13 protein-coding genes are annotated in these 12567 nt (G+C 73.6%); 10 read left to right on the forward strand and 3 right to left on the reverse strand.

The genetic code is table 11. The annotated features are described in order from the left end of the window. The first annotated feature begins 22 nt into the window (after nucleotides 1–22). From GE115_RS06455 to GE115_RS06495, 8 genes are all read left to right on the forward strand, one after another. The gene (locus GE115_RS06455) at nucleotides 23–829 is read left to right on the forward strand and encodes a LysE/ArgO family amino acid transporter (protein WP_312854958.1); all 807 of its coding nucleotides are present in this window, start codon (nucleotides 23–25) and stop codon (nucleotides 827–829) included. 127 nt (nucleotides 830–956) lie between these two features. After that, nucleotides 957–1781 carry a YciI family protein gene (locus GE115_RS19210; protein WP_312854959.1) on the forward strand — a complete coding sequence of 275 codons (825 nt, stop codon included), beginning with the start codon at nucleotides 957–959 and terminating at the stop codon, nucleotides 1779–1781. 29 nt (nucleotides 1782–1810) lie between these two features. Next, nucleotides 1811–3130, forward strand: a complete 1320-nt coding sequence (locus GE115_RS06470) for an RNA polymerase sigma factor (RefSeq protein ID WP_312854960.1) — start codon at nucleotides 1811–1813, stop codon at nucleotides 3128–3130. A 204-nt stretch (nucleotides 3131–3334) separates the two neighbouring features. Beyond that, entirely contained in the window at nucleotides 3335–4309 is a 975-nt protein-coding gene (locus GE115_RS06475; RefSeq protein ID WP_153683998.1) for an ABC transporter ATP-binding protein, read from the forward strand. Next, nucleotides 4306–5121 carry an ABC transporter permease gene (locus tag GE115_RS06480; RefSeq protein ID WP_153683999.1) on the forward strand — a complete coding sequence of 272 codons (816 nt, stop codon included), beginning with the start codon at nucleotides 4306–4308 and terminating at the stop codon, nucleotides 5119–5121. The genes GE115_RS06475 and GE115_RS06480 overlap by 4 nt, the downstream gene beginning before the upstream one ends. 79 nt (nucleotides 5122–5200) lie before the next feature. Then, the gene (locus tag GE115_RS06485; RefSeq protein WP_153684000.1) at nucleotides 5201–6421 is read left to right on the forward strand and encodes a sensor histidine kinase; all 1221 of its coding nucleotides are present in this window, start codon (nucleotides 5201–5203) and stop codon (nucleotides 6419–6421) included. Further along, entirely contained in the window at nucleotides 6418–7053 is a 636-nt protein-coding gene (locus GE115_RS06490) for a response regulator (RefSeq protein ID WP_153684001.1), read from the forward strand. The genes GE115_RS06485 and GE115_RS06490 overlap by 4 nt, the downstream gene beginning before the upstream one ends. Before the next feature lie 27 nt (nucleotides 7054–7080). Next, nucleotides 7081–8694, forward strand: coding sequence for a bifunctional phosphatase PAP2/diacylglycerol kinase family protein (locus GE115_RS06495; RefSeq protein WP_312854961.1), 1614 nt, complete (start codon nucleotides 7081–7083; stop codon nucleotides 8692–8694). Nucleotides 8695–8723: 29 nt separating this feature from the next. On the opposite strand, the gene GE115_RS06500 is transcribed toward GE115_RS06495, so the two are convergent. The 3 genes from GE115_RS06500 to GE115_RS06510 are packed head-to-tail and all read right to left on the reverse strand — an operon-like array spanning nucleotide 8724 to nucleotide 10812. Next, the gene (locus tag GE115_RS06500; RefSeq protein WP_153684002.1) at nucleotides 8724–9917 is read right to left on the reverse strand and encodes a UDP-N-acetylmuramate dehydrogenase; all 1194 of its coding nucleotides are present in this window, start codon (nucleotides 9915–9917) and stop codon (nucleotides 8724–8726) included. Further along, nucleotides 9917–10366, reverse strand: coding sequence for a MaoC family dehydratase (locus GE115_RS06505; protein ID WP_153684003.1), 450 nt, complete (start codon nucleotides 10364–10366; stop codon nucleotides 9917–9919). The genes GE115_RS06500 and GE115_RS06505 overlap by 1 nt, the downstream gene beginning before the upstream one ends. Beyond that, nucleotides 10366–10812, reverse strand: coding sequence for an FAS1-like dehydratase domain-containing protein (locus GE115_RS06510; RefSeq protein WP_312854962.1), 447 nt, complete (start codon nucleotides 10810–10812; stop codon nucleotides 10366–10368). Before GE115_RS06510 ends, GE115_RS06505 begins: the two co-directional genes overlap by 1 nt. 71 nt (nucleotides 10813–10883) lie before the next feature. On the opposite strand from GE115_RS06510, the gene GE115_RS06515 reads away from it, so the two are divergent. Beyond that, entirely contained in the window at nucleotides 10884–11744 is an 861-nt protein-coding gene (locus tag GE115_RS06515; RefSeq protein WP_153684004.1) for an alpha/beta fold hydrolase, read from the forward strand. Continuing rightward, nucleotides 11737–12411 carry a TetR/AcrR family transcriptional regulator gene (locus tag GE115_RS06520; RefSeq protein WP_312854963.1) on the forward strand — a complete coding sequence of 225 codons (675 nt, stop codon included), beginning with the start codon at nucleotides 11737–11739 and terminating at the stop codon, nucleotides 12409–12411. Before GE115_RS06515 ends, GE115_RS06520 begins: the two co-directional genes overlap by 8 nt. Nucleotides 12412–12567 lie beyond the last annotated feature (156 nt).

The following is a 12567-nucleotide window of genomic DNA, read 5'->3' on the forward strand; positions in this document are numbered from 1 at the left end:
GGTGGGCGCTTACCGTCGAAGCGTGGATCTCGCTGCCCTCTTCGCCGGCCTCGGCCTCGGCCTCTCGCTCATCGTCGCCATCGGCGCCCAGAACCTCTTCGTGCTGCGACAGGGCATCCGGCGCGAGCACGTGTTCGCGGTCGCGGCCATCTGCGCCGTGAGCGACCTGACCCTGATCATCGTCGGGGTCTCGGGCATCGGCGCGATCCTCATCGCGGTGCCGTGGCTCGTCGAGGCGATCCGCTGGGCGGGCGCGGCGTTCCTCGTCGTCTACGGGCTGCTCGCGGCGAAGCGCGCGTGGAAGCCGAGCGGCGAGGCGCTCGCGGTCGAGCAGGACGTCGACGAGGCATCCGTGCTCGCGAACACCGCACCCGCCGCCTCCGCCGCCATCCACGCCCGCGCCGAATCCGCGATTCAGGAAGAATCTCCGACACGCCGCGGGCCGGGGTCCGACACGCCGGAGCATCGAGGTGAGGTTCCTGAATCACGAACTGGCGCCGGCTCTGACACGGCCCGCCCGGCGGGCGTTGCAGGACGGACCTCGCTGCGGGCGGCGATCCTCACCTGCCTCGCCCTCACCTGGCTGAACCCGCACGTGTACCTCGACACCGTGTTCCTGCTGGGCTCGGTCGCGAACACCCACGGCGACGACCGCTGGGTCTTCGCCCTCGGCGCGAGCCTCGCGAGCATCATCTGGTTCTTCGGCCTCGCCTACGGCGCGCGCGGGCTCGGCCGCTGGCTCTCGGGGCCTCGCGCCTGGCGCATCCTCGATGCGATCATCGCCGTCGTGATGGTCGCGCTCGGCGTCTCCCTGGTGCTGCCGCACTGAGTCGGCGGCCCGCGGTGCGCGGTGCGCGTCGCGGCCGAATCTCGGAACGAATTCCGGCCGACCTGTCGATTCCCCCTCCCCTCGTTCGTCGCACCTGCGTAGCGTGACCGAGAGAGAGGAATCCACCATGCAGTACGCCTTGTTCTACGCCGAGGGAGTCGACGCCCTTCCCTATGTGCCCGCCGACGACAACGTCGGCGACTGGGTCGACGACATCGAGGCCCGCGGCATCTCCGAGTACGGAGAGCGCCTGCGCCCCGAGCAGGATGCCACCACCGTGCGCGTCCGCGGCGGCGAGGTGCTCGTGACCGACGGCCCGTTCACCGAGTCGAAGGAGTCGATCGGCGGGTTCGACATCATCGACGTGCGCGACCTCGACGAGGCGATCGAGGTCGCGTCGAAGCATCCGGTCGCCGCATTCGGGAGGGTCGAGGTCCGTCCGTTCATGCAGTGGCACGATGCCGAGCCCGGCGCCCGGATCGTCCCCGACGGCTTCGCCGAAGAGCCCGAGCCCGGCCGACGCCGCTACCTCATGCTCGTCGTCTCCGACCCGGCGGGCGAGCGCGATGAGTCGGGCGACGACGACCCCGAGGCGTGGGTCGCCGAGATGGACGCCCGTGGCGCACGCCTGTTCGGCGACGTGCTGCACCCGCCGGCCGACGCGACCATGGTGCGCCGACGCCGCGGCGAGGTGCTCGTCTCCGACGGGCCGTTCTCCGAGGCCAAGGAGTGGATCGCCGGCTTCGACCTGCTCGAGGTGCGCGACCTCGCCGAGGCGATCGAGGTCGCGGCGAAGCATCCGATGGCCCGCGGCGGCACGATCGAGCTGCGCCCGCTGTGGCCCTTCGACGAGCACGAGGACCACGTCGAGCGGGCCGAGCGCGAAGCGGCCGACCGCGACCGACGGCTGGAGCCGGCGGCTGCCGACGCGCTCGCGGGGGCGGCGCTCTGACCGACGACGAAGCGACGGGTGCGGGCGGCGTGCCGCTCGCACCCGAGGTCGCCGACGCGCTCCGCGACGCGTACCGCGCCGAGTGGGCGCGGGTCGTCGCGACCCTCATCCGCGTCACGGGCGACTGGGATGTCGCGGAGGAGGCCGCCGCGGGCGCCTTCGAGCGCGCCGCACTGACCTGGCCCCGCGACGGCATCCCGCGCAATGCGGGGGCCTGGCTGACCACCGCGGCCCGCAATCTCGCCCTCGACCGGCTGCGACGTCGAGGCGTCGAGGCCGAGAAGGTGAAGGAGTGGCTGATGGACGAGCGGTTGGAGGGACGAGCCGACGGACCGCCCGATCCGGCCGAGGTCGCCGCATCCGGCGGTCTCGCCGGGCCCGCCGGGGTTGCCGGGGCTGCCGGGTCGGCCGGCGGCGAGCCCGCCTGGGATGACCGGTTGCGCCTCGTGTTCACGTGCGCGCACCCCGCCCTGCCGATGGAGGCGCGGGTCGCGCTGACCCTGCGCACCGTCGGCGGCCTCGACACGGTGGAGATCGCACGCGCGTTCCACGTGCCCGCGGCGACGATGGCCCAGCGCATCGTGCGGGCCAAGCGCAAGATACGCAACGCGGGCATCCCCTACCGGGTGCCCGCGGCCGACCAACTGCCCGAACGCCTCGGCGGCGTGCTCGCCGTGCTCTACCTCGTGGCCAACGAGGGATACCTCGCGTCGCACGGCGACGACCTGCAGCGGCTCGACCTCGCCGCCGAGGCGATCCGGCTCACGCGGCTCCTCGTCGCGCTCGTCCCGGATGCCGCGGAGGCGCGAGCCCTGCTGGCCCTCCTGCTGCTGCAGCACGCGCGGTCGGCGGCGCGAGTCGACGCGGACGGCGACCTCGTGCCGCTCGGCGAGCAGGACCGCACGGCGTGGGATGCCGCCGAGATCCGCGAGGGGCTGGCGCTCGTCGACGGATTCCGCGGCGACCCGCCGGGCACGTACGGGCTGCAGGCCGAGATCCAGGCCGTGCACGCGCGCGCCGCGACCGAGGCCGACACGGACTGGCGGGCCATCGCCGACCGCTACACCCGGCTCGCGCAGTTCGCCGACTCGCCGTTCGTCGAGCTCAACCGGGCGATCGCCGACGGCATGGCGCACGGCCCGCGCCAGGGACTCGTCGAGTTGGCGGGGCTCGAGGCATCCGGCAGGCTCGCCGGATATCACCTGCTGCCGGCGGCGCAGGCGGAGTTCCTGCGCCGGGCCGGGCAGCCGGATGCCGCGGCCGAGCGGTATCGCGAGGCGCTCGCCCTGGCGCGCACGGCGCCCGAACGGCGCTTCCTCGAACGGCGGCTGGCCGAACTCGGGCGCTGACGCGGGCGCGAGGCATCCCCCCACCCCCGCTTCGCAATTCAGGTGCGGAGCCGTGTCGCGGGCAGGCCTGCCGCATGCAAGGGCCGACACGCCGCGCGCACACCTGAATCGCGAGCCGGGGCCGGGGCATCCCCCGGTCGGTGGATGCGCGAACCAACCGGTCGACGGCTGGCGGCGAACGCGCGAGCGCGGGAGGCTCGTCGCATGCACCAGACAGACTCCGAACCCGCCATCCGCATCCGCGGCCTCCGCAAGACCTACGGCTCGCAAGCCGCCGTCGACGGCGTCGACCTCGACATCGCCCGCGGCGAGACGTTCGCCCTGCTCGGCCCGAACGGCGCCGGCAAGTCGACCACCGTCGAGATCCTCGAGGGCTATCGGTCGCGCACCGGCGGCGAGGCATCCGTGCTCGGCGTCGACCCGGCCCACGGCGGCCTCGACTGGAAGTCGCGGCTCGGTATCGTGCTGCAGTCGACCGGTGAGTCCGGCGCGTTCACGGTGCGCGAGCAGCTGCGGCACTTCGCGGGCTTCTACCCGAACCCGCGCGACGTCGAGGAGGTGATCGCCGCCGTCGGACTCGAGGCGAAGGCGTCCACCCGCATCGCCAAGCTCTCGGGCGGGCAGCGGCGACGCGTCGACGTCGCCCTCGGCATCGTCGGGCGCCCGGAGCTCCTCTTCCTCGACGAGCCGACCACGGGCTTCGACCCTGAGGCTCGCCGCGACTTCTGGCAGCTCGTGCGCACCCTGAAGGCCGAGGGCACGACCATCCTGCTCACCACCCACTACCTCGACGAGGCCGCGCAGCTCGGTGACCGCGCCGGCGTGATCGTCGGCGGCCGGCTCGTCGACGTCGGCCGCGTGCACGAACTCGGCGGCGCCGCTGCGCGCGTGCCGATCGTCCGCTGGCGCGGAGCCGACGGTCTCGTGCACGAGCAGCGCACCGACGAACCCGCGCGGCTCGTCGCCTCCCTCGTCGCCGACCTCGGTGGCGAGCCCGCCGAGCTCGAGGTCATCCGGCCGAGCCTCGAGGACATCTACCTCGACCTCGTGCGCTCGCACGCCGGCACGGAGCACGCCGGCACGGAGCACGCCGGCACGGAGCACGCCGGCACGCACTCGGTCGGCGCGACCGGCCCCACCATCGACCCCACCACCGACGCCCAGGAGGCCCTCGCATGAGCACATCCGTCATCGCCCTCGGAACCTCGCGCGTCGGCTACGAGACCAAGGGCTACTTCCGCTCACTCGACGCGGTGTTCTTCACGTTCCTCTTCCCGGTGATCATGCTGGCCATCTTCACCGCGGCCTTCAGCGGGACGGGCGACATCGTTCCCGCGCCGGGCGCCGAAGGCGTGAGCTTCGGCCGGTACTTCCTGCCCGGCATGCTCGCGGCCGGCCTCCTGCTGTCCGGCGTGCAGAACCTCGCGGTCGACATCGCCACCGAGAAGGGCGACGGCACGCTCAAGCGCCTGGGCGGCACGCCACTGTCGCCGGTCTCGTACTTCCTCGGGAAGATGGGGCAGGTCTTCGTGACCGGCACGCTGCAGGCCGCACTGCTGCTCGTCGTCGCGTCGGTCGCGTTCGGCATCGAGTTGCCCACCGACCCCGGATCCTGGCTCACGTTCGCGTGGGTGTTCGTGCTCGGCATCACGACCTCGGCCCTGCTCGGCATCGCGCTCTCGGCGCTGCCGCGCAGCGGCAAGTCGGCGACGGCCGTCGTGATCCCGATCGTGCTCGTGCTGCAGTTCATCTCGGGCGTCTACCTGCAGTTCAGCCAACTGCCCGAGTGGATGCAGAACGTCGCGAGCCTGTTCCCGCTCAAGTGGATGGCGCAGGGCATGCGCGCGGCGCTGCTGCCCGAGGACTTCGCGGCGCTCGAGCAGAACGGCACGTGGGATCTCGGCTGGGTCGCGATCTGGCTGGTCGTGTGGCTCGTCGTCGGCCTCGTGATCAGCCGGCTCACGTTCCGCTGGATCCGGCGCGACGCGTGACGGATGCCTCGCGCCGCTCCGGCTGCTCGCGACGCGCGGGCGGCCGGACGGCCGCACCGTCGCGTGAGAGCATGACGACATGGTGAACCGTCGCTGGTGGGACGTGGTCGCCCTGGCGGTCGTCGCCGTGACGGTGCTGTTCAGCGTGCTGCAGCCGCCGTACGCCGCCGCGGAGACCGGGTCCTGGGCGATGGCCGGCGTCTTCCTGATCGTCTACGTCGCGTACCTGCGTGGTCGCCTCGGCCTCGAGGACCCGCGTCACCATGTGGCGATCACGGCCGTGCTGGCCGTCATCATCGCTGTGGGGATCGGGTTCGATGCGCAGTTCGCGAACATGCTGGCGTTCGCCTACCCCTACGTGTGGATCACGGCAGCGAGCACACGGCAGGCGATCTGGGGGAACATCGCGATCGCGGGAGCCGTCCTCGTCGGCACGATCGTGTTCTTCGGCTGGAGCGATCTCGGCGCCGCCCTCGGCATCTCCGCCATCTCGCTCGGGTTCAGCCTCGCCCTGGGCCTCTGGATCAGCCACATCGCCGGCATCGGCGAGGAGAACGCCCGTCTCCTCGCCGAATTGCGGGCCACGCAGGGCGAACTCGCCGCGATGCACCGCGACGCCGGCGCCCTCCAGGAGCGGGGCCGCTTGGCCCGCGAGATCCACGACACCATCGCGCAGAGCCTCACCGGGCTCGTGATGGTCGCCCAGCGCGCAGGCAACCGGCTCGCGCCGGCCGTAGGAGAACCGGATGCCGCCGACCTCGTGGCCGCGCGTGTCGACGTGGAGCTCATCGAGGAGATGGCGCGTGACGCGTTGACCGAGGCACGCGGACTCGTCGCGGCGTTCACGCCGGTCGCGATGGAGACGAACCTGGCCGACGCGCTCGGTCGGTTGGCCGCGACGTTCGAGCGCGAGACCGGCGTGCAGGTCGACGTGCGGGCGGATGCCTCGGGCCTCGGTCGTGAACTCGAGGTCGTGCTCCTGCGCAGCGCGCAGGAGGGGCTCGCGAACGTGCGCAAGCACGCAGGCGCTGCGCACGCCTGGATCCGGGTCGAGGCCGACGCCGCCGGCAGGAACGGCGCGAGCGGCGCGAGCCGCGACCTGGTGCGCCTCGTCGTGCGCGACGACGGTACGGGGCCGCGCGAGGCCGCCGGCGCTCGGGGCGGGTTCGGGCTCGCGGGCATCCGCGATCGGGTCGCGCTGGTGGGCGGGCGCGTCGCCTTCGGTGCAGCCCCGGGCGGCGGCGCCGTGCTCGAGGTCGAGGTGCCGGTCGAACCACACGCGGAAGGAGCTACAGAATGACCCAGCCGAACCCGATCCGCATCGTGGTCGCCGACGACCATCCCATCGTGCGCGCCGGCATCGTCGGCCTCCTCGAGACGGCCGGCGACATCGAGGTCGTCGGCGAGGCCGCCGACGGCGAGCAGGCGGTGGCGCTGGCGGCATCCGCTCGCCCGGACCTCGTGCTCATGGATCTGCGGATGCCGGTGCTGGGCGGCGCCGCGGCGACCGAGCGCATCGTCGCCGCGGGCGGCACGCGCGTGCTCGTGCTGACGACCTACGACACCGATGACGACCTGCTGCCGGCGATCGAGGCCGGAGCGAGCGGATACCTGCTGAAGGCGGCGCCGCAGGACGAGATCCTCGCGGGCGTACGGGCGGTCGCCGCGGGCGAGACCGTGCTCGCGCCGTCGATCGCGGCGAAGCTGGTGCGCCGGGTGCGGAACGAGGCATCCGCCCCGCCCTCGCTGTCGCCGCGTGAACTCGAGGTGCTGCGCCACGTCGCCGACGGGCGTTCGAACCCCGAGATCGCCCGCGCGCTGCACCTCGGCGAGGCGACGGTGAAGACGCACCTCGGCCACGTGTTCGAGAAGCTCGGCGTGAACGATCGCACCCGCGCGGTGACCCGGGCGATGGAGCTGCGGCTGCTCTGATCCACGCCACGGTCGTACGCTGGGCGCGTGGGGTCCGGAATCCGCACGGCGATCCAGCGCACCCGGCTGCTGCCCGGCTGGGTGCGGCGGGCCGACGCCCGTGCGGCGAGCGCGGTGAACCGGCGCAGGACGCATCCGGTCGCCGACCGGTTCTGGTCGACCGTGACCGGCTTCGCCGACCGGGGCATCCTGTGGTGGACGCTGGCGGGCGTGCTCGCGGTCACCGGCCGCCGCCGCGCCGCCGCCCGCGGGCTCGCGTCGCTCCTCGCGGCGAGCGCGATCGCGAACCTCATCGCCAAGCGCCTGTTCGGCGGCGACCGGCCGATCCTCGAGGAGGTCCCGATCCGCCGCCGACTGCCGAAGCGCCCCACGACACCGGCGTTCCCCTCGGGCCACTCTGCGAGCGCGGGGGCGTTCGCGGTCGGCGTCGCCATCGAGGACCCGCGGCTCGGCGCGGCGATCGCGCCGCTCTCGCTCGGCGTCGGGTACTCGAGGCTGCACGTCGGCGCGCACTGGCTCTCGGATGTCGCGGGCGGACTCGCCCTCGGTGCGGCGGTCGCCGGGCTCGGGGCCTTCGTGGGCCGACGCGGGCGGAGCGGGCGGCACGGCGCGGACCGCGACGCGCGCGCCGGCGCACCCGCGCCGAGCGGTGAGGACCGTCCGCTGCCGGCTTCGGCCGATGGCGCCGGCGTCTTCGTGATCGCGAACCCCACGTCGGGCACCGCGGTCGTGCGGGCCGACCCGCTGAGGTCCGTCCGCCGCCGCCTGCCTCTGGCCGAGGTGCACGTGCTCGGCGATGACGAGGAGCCGTCGCGGGTCGCGCGCCGCGTGCTCGAGCGGCCCGAACCGCCGCGCATCCTCGGCGTCTGCGGCGGCGACGGCACCGTGGCCGCCGTCGCACACGTCGCCCGCGAGGCCGGCGTGCCCCTGCTCGTCGTGCCGGGCGGCACGTTCAACCACTTCGCCCGCACGGCGGGCGCGGCATCCGCCGACCTCGCCGTCGACGCCCTGCAGCGCGGTGAGGGCGTGCGCGTCGACGTCGGCGAGCTGCGCTTCGGCGACCAGCCGGCGATCACCGTGCTGAACACCGCGTCGGTCGGGGTCTACCCCGACTTCGTCACCGTGCGCGAGCAGCTGGAGCCGCGTCTCGGCAAGTGGCCGGCCGCGATCGTCGCCGCCGCGCGGGTGCTGCGCCGCTCCGACCCGGTGCGCGTCGAGATCGACGGGCGGCCCGTCGCGGTCTGGACGCTCTTCGTCGGCATCGGGCCGAACGATCCGGGCACGGCCGCTCCCCTGCAGCGCCGCCGACTCGACGTCGGCGTGCTCGACGTGCGCGTGCTGCGCGCCGGGTCGCGCACCCGCGCGGTCGGCTCGCTCGCCTTCGGCCGCCGCACGAGTGCGGTGCTGCGGCGGCTGCGCGTGCTGCCCGACCGCCTCGAGTCGATGCAGGCCCGGGAGCTCGAGGTCGTCGTGCACCCGCGGCACGGACAACCGCCGGGCTTCGCGCACGACGGAGAGGTCGCCGTCGAGGCGCCCGCCGTCGCCGATGCCCGGTCACCGGAGCCGGGGTATCGCACGCGCATCCGGATCGTGCCCGCCGCGCTGGACGTCTACCGCCCGGCGTCGCCGTCGGTCGAATAGCGACCCACCCCGCCGGGGTGGCGCCGACGCTACAGCTCGACGCCGACGAACACCGGTTCGGGGTGCAGCACGATGCCGAACTCGGCCTGCACGCGCCCCTGCACGAACCGCGCGAGCTGCGCGATCTCCTCGGCACTCGCGCCGCCGCGGTTCGTCAGGGCGAGCGTGTGCTTCGACGAGATCGCGGCGCGCGACCCGGGCAGCGCGAACCCGCGCCGCACGCCCGCGTGCTCGATGAGCCACGCGGCCGAGAGCTTCACGAGCGGCTCGGCGGGCGGGGCATCCGTCATCTGGTGAGCGGATGCCTCGACCGACGCCTGGTGGGCGAGGAACGCATCGAGCGGGCTCTGGCTCGTGAGGTCGCTGAGCGGCACCACCTCGTCGGGCGCGTCGGGCTCGACGTACCAGCGCGGGGCGTCGGCGGGCAGCGTGCGCGCGATGCGCTCGGTGACGATCGGGTTGGTGAAGAACGAGCCCGCGCTGACCGAGTCGGCGTCGGCGGGGTCGAGCACCATGCCCTTCGAGCGTCGCAGCGCCAGCACGGCCTCGCGGACGCTCGCGATCGAGACCCGGTCGCCGAGCTGCACGCCGAGCGCGTCGGCGAGCTGCCGATAGGCGATCGGCTGGCCGAGCGCCTCGCCGAGGACGGCGCGTTCGCTCGCGGTGTCGTGCAGTTCGAGCTCCACGGAGACGACGATGCCGGGCAGTCCGCGCTTGAGCACCGACGTGCGGTAGCCGAGTTCGAGCTCTTCCGCCGCCATGCGCCGCGGTTCGTCGGCGAACTCGTCGAGGAACTCGACGGCGACGAGGGTCGCCTCGAGCTCCTGGCCGTAGGCGCCGATGTTCTGCACGGGCGCCGCGCCGACCGAGCCCGGGATGCCCGACAGCGCCTCGATCCCCGAGTAGCCGTGCTCGACGGTCCAGGCGACGAGGTCGTCCCAGTTCTCGCCGGCCTGCACGCGCAGGCGCACGGTGCCCTCGGCACCGCCGCCGCTCGGCAGCACCTCGATGCCGCGCGTCGCGATGCGGACCACGGTGCCCTCGAAGCCCTCGTCGCCGACGAGCAGGTTGGAGCCGCCGCCGAGCGCCAGCCACGATTCGCCGTCGCGCCAGGCCGCGGTCGCGAGGTCGACGAGGTCGCGCTGCGTGGTCGCGGTCGCGAGGCGGCCGATCGGCCCGCCCACGCGCAGCGTCGTGAGGTCGGAGAAGCGCAGGTCGCCCATCAGAGCTGCACGCGCACCTGGGCCTTGCCGAGCACGGTCTCTTCACCGACCTTGACGGTGAGATCGACCCGCGCGATGCGCGCCTCGGCGTCGAGCTGGCCGATCTTCGCGATGACGGTGACGACCGCGCCGAGCTCGGGGTCGACGAGCACGGGGCGGGTGAACCGGGTCTGGTAGTCGACGACGCGCCCCGGATCGACCGCCCAGTCGACGACCGGCTGCACCGCGAAGCCCATGGTGAGCATGCCGTGCGCGAGCACGCCGGGAAGGCCGACGGCCTTCGCGACGTCGTCGCGGTAGTGGATGGGGTTGAAGTCGCCGGATGCCCCCGCATAGCGCACGAGGGAGTCACGGCTGACCGCGAAGACGCGCTCGTCGACGAGGTCGCCGACCGTGAGTGCGTCGAAGTCGGGTGCGGATGCCGCGGGCCGGGCGGTCTCGGTCGTCATCAGTCTTCTCCTCGCACGACGAGGGCGGAGGTGGCCGTCACGACGTGCTCGCCCGAGGCATCCGTGATCGCGGTCTCGGCGGTGACGATCGAGTGGCCGCCGAGCGTCTTGACGCTCGCGACCGTCAGCTGCGCGGTGAGCACGTCGCCCGCGACGATGGGGCGGGTCGCCGTGAACCTCTGGTCGCCGTGCACGACGCGCGCGAAGTCGATGCCCGAGCCGGGTTCGGCGAGCAGCTGCGCCAGAGTCTGCTCCTGGATGACGACGGCGAAGGTCGGCGGGGCGACCACGTCGGCGTATCCGGCGGCCTGTGCCGCAACCGGGTCGAGGTTCACGGGGTTCGTCGCGAAGACGGCGCGGGCGAACTCGCGCACCTTCTCGCGACCGACGACGTAGGGCTCGGTCGGCGGGAACGTCCGCCCTTGGAGTTCGGGGTTCACTGGCACCCCGACAGACTACCCAACGGCATCCGGGCCGCCCCTTGCGGAATCCGGCTAATGGTATTAGCTTCATGGACATGAACACGAGCGAAGCCACCGCGATCCGGTTCCTCGAGCGCCCCGAAGGCCGCATCTCGTACGAGGTGCACGGCTCCGGGCCGCTGGTCGTCGCCGTGCCCGGCATGGGCGATCTGCGGGCGAGCTACCGCGAAGTCGTCGAGCCGCTCGTCGAAGCCGGCCACCGCGTGGTCGTGACCGACCTCCGCAGCCACGGCGACGGCGACACGGGGTTCACGGCGTTCGGCGACGAGGCGACGGCCGACGACCTGATCGCGCTCATCCGCGAACTCGGCGACGCACCGGCCGTGCTCGTCGGCAACTCGATGGGCGCTGCCGCCGCCGTGATCGTCGCGGCCCGCGAGCCCGGGCTCGTCGCGGGCATCGTCGGCCTCGGCCCGCTGCTTCGCAATCCACCGACCTCGGCGGTCATGCGCGCGCTGATGCCCCTGCTCTACCGCGGCGCCCTCGCCCGGCCGTGGGGAGCCAGGTTCTGGGGCGGCTTCTACCGATCGCTCAATGCCGGCCGCCGCGCGCCCTGGCTCGACGAGCACGTCGAGGCGATCACGGCGATGCTGCGCGAACCGGGCCGGCTGCGCGACTTCCGCCGGCTCGCGGTCGCGCTCGACCACGACCCGGCCGAGCGCGCGGTCGCCGAGGTGCGGGCGCCGATGCTGCACATCGTCGGGTCGCTCGACCCCGACTACCGCGACCCGGCCGCCGAGGCCGAGTGGCTGCGCTCGCACGGCGCCGAGGTGCACGAGATCGACGAGGCCGGCCACTACCCGCACGCGCAACGCCCCGACCGCGTCGTGCCGATCATCACGCGATTCCTCGTACGCCTGCGTTCGGGTTCCGAGTGGCGGATGCCCCGTGCCTAGGGCCGGCCTCTCCCCCGAGGCAGTCGTCGCGATCGGCCTCGACGTGGTCGACGCAGGCGGCCCGGGCGGCTTCGAACGGCTGACCCTCGCCGCGGTCGCCGAGCGCGCGGGCGTCGCGGTGCCGAGCCTGTACAAGCACGTCGGCGGGCTCGACGACCTGCGCCGCCGCATCGCGACGGAATCGGTGCGCGCTCTCGATGAGGTCGTCGCGGAGGCAAACTCCGGCCTGGCGGCCACCAGCCGGTCGGGCACGGGCTCCGCGGACACCGACGACGGATCGGGCGCCGCTGCGCTGCGAGCGCTGGCGCGGGGCATCCGCTCGTTCGCGCTCGCGCACCCCGGCCGCTACGCCGCCGTGCAGTTCGCGCCGACGCAACTCCGCGACGGCGCCGCCGGCGACGGCAGTGCCGCCGGCGACGCGCTCGCCGCGGCCGCGGCGGCGCTGCTCGGTCGCCTCGACGACGCGCTGCGCGCGCAGGGCCTGCCCGAGGCGTGCCTGGTCGACGGCGTGCGCCTGCTGCGCTCGTCCGTGCACGGCTTCGTCGCCCTCGAGCAGGGCGGTGGCTTCGGCCTGCCCGACGACCTCGACCGCAGCTTCGACGTCGTCGTCGAGGCGATGGTCGCGGGCGTCGAGCGACTGCGCGGCGCATCGGCGATCAGTCGCTGATCTCGATCGCGACACCGCGCCGGACGTTCCCTCCGCCGAAGTCGGTTCCGAAGTCCCGAAGCTCCGAAGTACCGAAGTACCGACGCACCGGCGGACCGCGGTAGTGAAGTGCCGGTGGCCAGCGCACACCTGTACCGACCGCGAGGGCCTGCGGGC

Source organism: Agromyces agglutinans (genome assembly GCF_009647605.1).
GTDB classification, from domain to species: domain Bacteria; phylum Actinomycetota; class Actinomycetes; order Actinomycetales; family Microbacteriaceae; genus Agromyces; species Agromyces agglutinans.

What these genes read in the sequence shown, in the direction of transcription:
- GE115_RS06515 (WP_153684004.1), top strand. Translation starts at nt 10,884, where the DNA reads ATGAACACGAGCGAAGCCACCGCGATCCGGTTCCTCGAGCGCCCCGAA.
- GE115_RS06485 (WP_153684000.1), top strand. Translation starts at nt 5,201, where the DNA reads ATGGTGAACCGTCGCTGGTGGGACGTGGTCGCCCTGGCGGTCGTCGCC.
- GE115_RS06505 (WP_153684003.1), bottom strand. Translation starts at nt 10,366, where the DNA reads ATGACGACCGAGACCGCCCGGCCCGCGGCATCCGCACCCGACTTCGAC.
- GE115_RS06490 (WP_153684001.1), top strand. Translation starts at nt 6,418, where the DNA reads ATGACCCAGCCGAACCCGATCCGCATCGTGGTCGCCGACGACCATCCC.
- GE115_RS06500 (WP_153684002.1), bottom strand. Translation starts at nt 9,917, where the DNA reads ATGGGCGACCTGCGCTTCTCCGACCTCACGACGCTGCGCGTGGGCGGG.
- GE115_RS06475 (WP_153683998.1), top strand. Translation starts at nt 3,335, where the DNA reads ATGCACCAGACAGACTCCGAACCCGCCATCCGCATCCGCGGCCTCCGC.
- GE115_RS06480 (WP_153683999.1), top strand. Translation starts at nt 4,306, where the DNA reads ATGAGCACATCCGTCATCGCCCTCGGAACCTCGCGCGTCGGCTACGAG.
- GE115_RS19210 (WP_312854959.1), top strand. Translation starts at nt 957, where the DNA reads ATGCAGTACGCCTTGTTCTACGCCGAGGGAGTCGACGCCCTTCCCTAT.